The following is a 6,021-nucleotide window of genomic DNA, read 5'->3' as shown; positions in this document are numbered from 1 at the left end:
GGGCGAAGGTGGTCAGGAACGGCCTTGCGGGGGAGGGGCGGAGGCGAAATCCGGCGGCATGGCGGGAATAGGCCGCTAGTCCGGCCACGCGGCGGCGCGGCGGGGCGGCTGCGGTACAGTTTCCCCTTTCGGAAAGCGCGTTCGCACAAGGGGTTGATGGCGTGGAAGCTTTGGAGCTGATTCTGTTTCTGTTGGCGGCGGTGGTGGCCTCAAGCATCCTGGACAACTTGCTGCCGCGCCTGTCGTTGCCGTTGGTGCAAATCGTCCTCGGCGCACTCATCGCGCTGCTGGTGCACACGCCGCTGGAAAGCGGCCTCGACCCTGAGCTGCTTCTCATCCTGTTCATCGCACCGCTTCACTTCAACGAATCCCGCCACGCCGACTCCGGCGCCCTGTGGGCCAACCGCTGGGGCATCGCGTCGCTGTCGGTAGGGCTGGTATTCGCCATTATCCTCAGCCTGGGCTTCACCTTGCACGCGCTGTTGCCGGCCATCCCGCTGGCGGCGGCGCTGGCGCTGGGAGCCGCCATGGGCTCCACCGATGCCGTGGCAGTGATGGAGCTGTCCAAAGACTTCAAGTTCGGCCGGCGCCACGAAACCTTGCTCACCGGCGAGGCGTTCTTCAACGACGTCACCGGCACGGTGGTGTTCCAGTGCGCCATCGCCGTGGCCGTCTCCGGCAGCTTCTCGCTGGTGCATGCTGGGGAAGAATTTGCGCTCGATCTGTTTGGCGGCCTGCTGGGCGGTCTGGTGATGGGCGTGTTGGCCTGGGGCCTGCTGGAATTCATCCGCCGGCTGGGCATCGACAACCCAACTTTGCACGTAACACTGGAACTGCTGTTACCCTTTCTTATCTATCTGCTAGCAGAGCAACTGCACATCGGCGGCGTAATTGCGGTGGTGGTTGCCGGCATGATGATGTCGGTGTTGCCCCACCGCCAAACGTCCCAAACGGCGCGCCAGCGGCTGCAGTCCCGCAGCGTGTGGGACACCATCAGCTTCATGCTGAACGGCGTGATATTCGTCATCTTGGGTATGCAGCTGCCGCGAGTGCTCACGCCAGCCACCGACGGCGGCCTGGGAAACCCGCTGGTGCTGATGGGGCTGATGGCGCTGCTCACCTTGCTGCTGGAAGCGGTGCGCTTCGCCTGGGTGCTGGGAATGGACGTCGCCCATCACCGGCAGCAGCGGCGCGCGGGGAAGAACCCCGGCCCCTTCCTCACCCGCGGTGAGCTGCGCGGCGCGCTGGCGATGGCGCTGGCGGGCCCGAAAGGCGGCATAACGTTGTCGCTGATGCTGACGGTGCCGCTGGCCCTCACCACAGTGGACGGCTTCCCGGTGCGCGAGGCGCTGGTGTCGGTGGCATCGGGCATGATCCTGCTCACCTTGTTGCTGGCGAACTTCGCAGTGCCGGCGCTGGTGCCCCACAAGCACGTGGTCCAAAAGACCCGGCAGCGGGTGGACGCAGAGGCGCGGCTGCTGATGGAAGTGATTGAGTGGGTGCAGCGGGACGCCCCCATGACCGGTGTGGTTACGGAAGTGGCGCCGGCTAATGTGGCGGCCGCCGGTGCGCCGCCGGTTGGTGCGCTGGCCGCCGATGCCGCGGGCGACGCGGTGGAGCGTGCGGCCCAGGCGGCCGTTGCGGACGGGGCTACCCCGAATGCCGGCCGCTTTGCGGCCGATGAGCCGGCAACGGTGATTGTGATGAAGCGTTACGCCGACCAGCTGGAAGAGCTGATGCCCCACGCCTCCCCGGAATGCGCCGCCCAGGCGCGGGAGGTGGTGGCCCACTGCGGCGCCCTCTACGAATCCATCGACCAGCTGGCGGAGGAAGTGGCGGCGCTGGCCCAAGACGGAGGTGACGGGGAAGAGGGCGACGACAGCCCCTGGCCGGATCCGTCGCGGCTCACGGCCCATTTCCGCATGCTGCGGGAAACTTACGATGCAGTGGAAGACGTGCAGGCCCAGGCGCTGGTGCGGGAGCTTGAGGTGATCAAGCGCATGCGGAAGGCGGGCGAGCTTTCCCCCGATCGCGCCAAGGCGCTGCGCAACGACGTGTACATCCAGCAAATGGCATTGGACTAGAAGAGGCAGAGGTTTTGCGTCCGACTGACCGACGGCCTGCACGTGCTTGCATCCCAGGCAGAGATAGAATCTCTGCCCTACGAAGGCCAGTTGAGCGCGGCCCGCGGCAGCCTGCGGGGCGAGTCCGATTGCGGCCCGTAGTGCGGTCCGCGGGGCCCCAGGGGTGAGTCCGGTTGCGGCCCGCAATGCGGTCCGCGGGGGTCGGCCGAATGCGGCCTGCAGGGCCCGGTGGCGCGGCCGGGTTCCGGCCAGGCGCGGCCCGCGGCGGTGGCCCCCGGATTGCGCGGACGAATTCCGGTCAGGCGCGGCCCCGGCGGCGCGCAGTGGTCCACCGGGTGGGTCGGCCGAATGCGGCCCGCGGGTTCCGGTCGGGTGCGGCGCCAACAATAGGAAAGGCCCTCCGAAGAGGGCCTTTCCTGCATTAGGGAGAGGGTTAGCGCATCCCGACGCGAGCGCTATTCCTTCTTTTGGGTTTCCACCGCAACCGCAGTGCCCTCGGCGCTCTTCGCCACGTACACGAAGCCCACCTGGCCGGCCGGCGGCAGCTCGTTGTAAGCCACCATCTCGGCAATCTCTTCGGGGGTAGCGCTCTTGGGCTCGGTCTCCAGCAGGTAGGCGGTATCGGCGCGGCGCTCCATGGCCTCGGTGAAGTCCTTGGTGCCCACGAACACTTCCTGCTTGTAGGGGTTCACGCCCAGCTTCTTGCTGCGGTACAGGATGTAGCTCAGAGCTGCGATGTTGGCCACCAGTGCGATCAAGGAAACCGCCAGGTTCACGTTGGGGTTGTTCACGGAGTTGGCGGCGAAGATGGAGTCGTTGGCGAACATCGGCACCATCTGGCAGAACATGCACCACATGGAGAGAGTGAAGGCGCGGTTCTGAATCCATCCGCCCTTGTTCCAAATCAGGCCGGCAATGGTAGGCGCCAGCAGCAGCGCCACGCCGCAGTACCAAGAGTGGGTGGGAAGGCAATTGTAGGTGTAGCAGAAATTCCACAGGTCGTAGGCAATGATGAACACCCAGGTCATATCCGGCCACAGCATATCTTGGCGTTTCTTGGAGATGTAGATGCCAAACCAGCCAGTCATGCAGGCGATGTTCAGCAGGCCGGCGATGCCGTTGAACACGTTGTGCCAACCGCCGTACAGGGTAACGCCCTCGGTGGACACCCAGGTGGTGCCAAAGGCGCGGAAGGCGCTCTCGAAATCGCTCACCACGGCGATGAGAATGTTGATAGCCACGATGACGAAGGGGAAGGCCTTGAACCAATGGGAGCGGCCGATTTTACCCCAGGAGTACTTCAGCATCATGAAGCCGATGCAGCCGGCGGTGGCAGCGTACACCTTAGCGTAGTGGAACCAGCTGTTCATATCGGTGTGGGTGGGGTTGGTGAGCGCCCAGTCGGCACCCATGGCGGCGCCAATTTCCACTGCCAGGCAATAGATGGTCATAGCCCCGCATACGCCGAAGAACATGAACATACCGCCGAACTTGGTGCGGCGCGCGAACTCGTTGAGCAGGATGAGGGCCACTAGCACCATGGCCAAACCCAGCCACTGGTACAGGGCGTTCGGCCCGTAAACATCGAATAACATTGTTCCTCCTAAGATGAATCACTTGCAACTTCATGCCTCTTCGAAACGCCGGTTGTGCTCCTTTCCGTCTCTTCGTCCGGCCGGCGGGCCCGGGCGCCTGCAGGAGCTTTCCATTTGCCGCAGTTTGTCTTGGCAAAAGCAGCGGCAAATGGAAAGCCGTGATGCTTATGTGGTGTGCGGCAGGCTTCTGTCCATGTGCAGGGTCTGCGCGATGAGGTCGCACACCACCTCATCTGGTACTTCAGGGTGGCGGCGAGTGTAGCTGATCATGCCCACAATGAGCACGTAGAAGGTTTCGTACAGGTGATCGATGCGCACCTCGTGCAGCTGCTGGTAGTCACGCACCGTGGTGTCGATGAGGTAGTGGGCCGTCTGCTCCGCTACGCGATTGATGAAGTCGATGTAGAGGGCCGAATTCTCGCGGGAAGCCAGCGCTGTGCGAAACGAATCCTTCTCGAACAGAGCCGTGCGCAGCAGGTGGGTGATGGTGCGCAGCGCGTGCTCGATGTCGCCGCGGCGGCGGTTCTCGTTCCAGTAATGCAGTGCCTCCAGGTAGTCCTCCACGTAGGCGTCCAGCACGGCGGCGGTCACGGCGTCTTTATCGGGAAAGTAATGGTAGAACAGCGAGCGGGCCACCCCCATGCGGTTGGCGATGTCTTGGATGGTGGTGTGGCTGAGCCCCTTTTCCTCGTAAAGGGCGCGGGCCGTTTGGATGATTTCTTCACGGCGTTCTGCGGCGTCCAGCACGGCGCGGGGGCGGCGGACAGGCTTCACGCCGTTTTCTGCTGCGCTTGCCACGATCGCCCTCCTTCGCTGCCCCCGTGGGGCGCTTTCGCTTTCCGCAGGCCCCTCCAATAGCTGCCGGGATGAAGATAATGAGGAATTGACATGCAGTCAATGAACACATTTGACAAATCGTCAATGGTTGACAGCTTGTTAATTAACGTCACTAATCCCTTGATGAAGTCAAGTTTCCCTGCTAATCTTCGTGTAAAGTTCATAAGTGAAACAAAAAAGAAACTTCTAGGAAGAAAAAACGCCCACCGCAGAGCGTCGGAATTGCGGCGAAAACTCGGAGTTGCAATGGAGAGCCCGAAATTGCGATGAGCGTTGCTGAGGATAAAGGCAATCGGCAATAGGAGGGATGATGCAGCAAGACGAAATCATGCGCGACGGAAGCGCACCCGAACCGACGGGTGGCACTGCGGCCGCCCCGGAAGCCCCCTCGGCGGCCCCCAAGCGCCCCCGCCGCAAATGGCCCATCGCGGTGGCGGTAGTGGCGGCGGTGCTGGTGGTGGCGGGCGCCGGATTCTGGACATGGCACGAGCAGCCTAGCTTCTGCAACGCCATTTGCCACAGCCCCATGGACGCCTACGTGGAGGGCTACTACCATGACGCCAGCCTGAGCGCCAACGCCCATCAGGCGGCCAACGTCACCTGCCTGCAGTGTCATGAGGCCAAGATTGAAGACCAAGTGCACGAGGGCTTGGTGTGGTTGTCCGGCGATTTCGAAACCGGCAAAGATGGCCTGCTGACCACGGTGGGGGTGCGCTCGGACGAGAAGATGTGCACCGCGAACGGCTGCCACGACTTCGATGAGGTGGTGGCCGCCACCGAGAACTGGGGCGGCCAGGAGGGCGTGAACCCCCATGAGTCGCATCAGGGGCACGCCATCGACTGCAGCAACTGCCACGGCGTGCACCAGCAATCGGTGATGTACTGCAACACCTGCCACGACTATGAAGTACCCGAAGGCTGGGCCCAGCCCCAGCGCGCCGCCGATGCCTCTTAGGCGCGGCCGACCAATGCCCGGAAAAGGAGGTTCTACCATGAACAAGAACATTGCCGCCGTGGCCTGCGGGGCCGCGGCGCTCACCCTGGGGCTTACTGGCTGCGGCGCCTCGTTCGAGGGGTCGGGGTCGAAGGACGCCGCCAGCGCCGAGCAGTTGGCGTTGCACGAAGACGACCCCTGGGCCTTCGAGATTTCGGCCGATTCCCAGAAGAAAGCGGAAGGCGAGCTGGCCGATGGCGTGTACACCGGTACGGCTCCCGGCATGGAGGGCAACGTGAGCGTGACCCTCTTGGTGGACGACAACCGCATCACCTGCCTGGAAACCACCCAGGAGGGGGAGAGCCAGAGCCGTGGCGGCTACGAGGCCATCCGCGATGGCAAGTACGCCCTGATGATTGAAGAGGCGCAAGGCTCTGACATCGACACCATAAGCGGCGCCACCATCACCACGGCCGCTGTGAAGAACGCCACAGAAGACGCCCTCGACCAGGCCCGCGTCGCTGCCCAACCGGCCGCTGCCGCGCAGGCCGCCAGCGAATAGGAGGAAGAC

At 63.7% G+C, this 6,021-nt stretch carries 5 protein-coding genes; 3 read left to right on the top strand and 2 right to left on the bottom strand.

Going from position 1 to position 6,021, the window contains the following annotated elements; translation table 11 throughout:
* Positions 1 to 161: 161 nt before the first annotated feature.
* Entirely contained in the window at positions 162 to 2,084 is a 1,923-nt protein-coding gene (locus DMP11_RS03785) for a cation:proton antiporter (protein ID WP_123185172.1), read from the top strand.
* Positions 2,085 to 2,539: 455 nt separating this feature from the next.
* Here the strand turns inward: DMP11_RS03785 and DMP11_RS03775 are convergent, their stop codons facing one another.
* A complete protein-coding gene (locus tag DMP11_RS03775; protein WP_235869384.1) occupies positions 2,540 to 3,679 on the bottom strand; it encodes a DUF5692 family protein in 1,140 nt (379 codons plus the stop codon).
* Between the two features lie 165 nt (positions 3,680 to 3,844).
* The gene (locus DMP11_RS03770; protein WP_214647023.1) at positions 3,845 to 4,477 is read right to left on the bottom strand and encodes a TetR/AcrR family transcriptional regulator; all 633 of its coding nucleotides are present in this window, start codon (positions 4,475 to 4,477) and stop codon (positions 3,845 to 3,847) included.
* Positions 4,478 to 4,826: 349 nt separating this feature from the next.
* Here DMP11_RS03770 and DMP11_RS03765 point away from each other — a divergent pair, with 349 nt between their 5' ends.
* Positions 4,827 to 5,471, top strand: a complete 645-nt coding sequence (locus DMP11_RS03765) for a cytochrome c3 family protein (RefSeq protein WP_123185170.1) — start codon at positions 4,827 to 4,829, stop codon at positions 5,469 to 5,471.
* A 37-nt stretch (positions 5,472 to 5,508) separates the two neighbouring features.
* The gene (locus tag DMP11_RS03760) at positions 5,509 to 6,012 is read left to right on the top strand and encodes an FMN-binding protein (RefSeq protein WP_123185169.1); all 504 of its coding nucleotides are present in this window, start codon (positions 5,509 to 5,511) and stop codon (positions 6,010 to 6,012) included.
* Positions 6,013 to 6,021: the final 9 nt, after the last annotated feature.

This window comes from Parvibacter caecicola (assembly GCF_003725335.1).
In the GTDB taxonomy this organism is placed as follows: Bacteria; Actinomycetota; Coriobacteriia; order Coriobacteriales; family Eggerthellaceae; genus Parvibacter; species Parvibacter caecicola.
The sequence above is the reverse complement of the archived record's forward strand: the minus strand, read 5'-3'. Positions and strand labels throughout refer to the sequence as shown.

Bases quoted from the DNA above. Each gene is read 5' to 3' on its own strand.
- DMP11_RS03775 (WP_235869384.1), bottom strand. From the start codon at position 3,679: ATGTTATTCGATGTTTACGGGCCGAACGCCCTGTACCAGTGGCTGGGT.
- DMP11_RS03765 (WP_123185170.1), top strand. From the start codon at position 4,827: ATGCAGCAAGACGAAATCATGCGCGACGGAAGCGCACCCGAACCGACG.
- DMP11_RS03760 (WP_123185169.1), top strand. From the start codon at position 5,509: ATGAACAAGAACATTGCCGCCGTGGCCTGCGGGGCCGCGGCGCTCACC.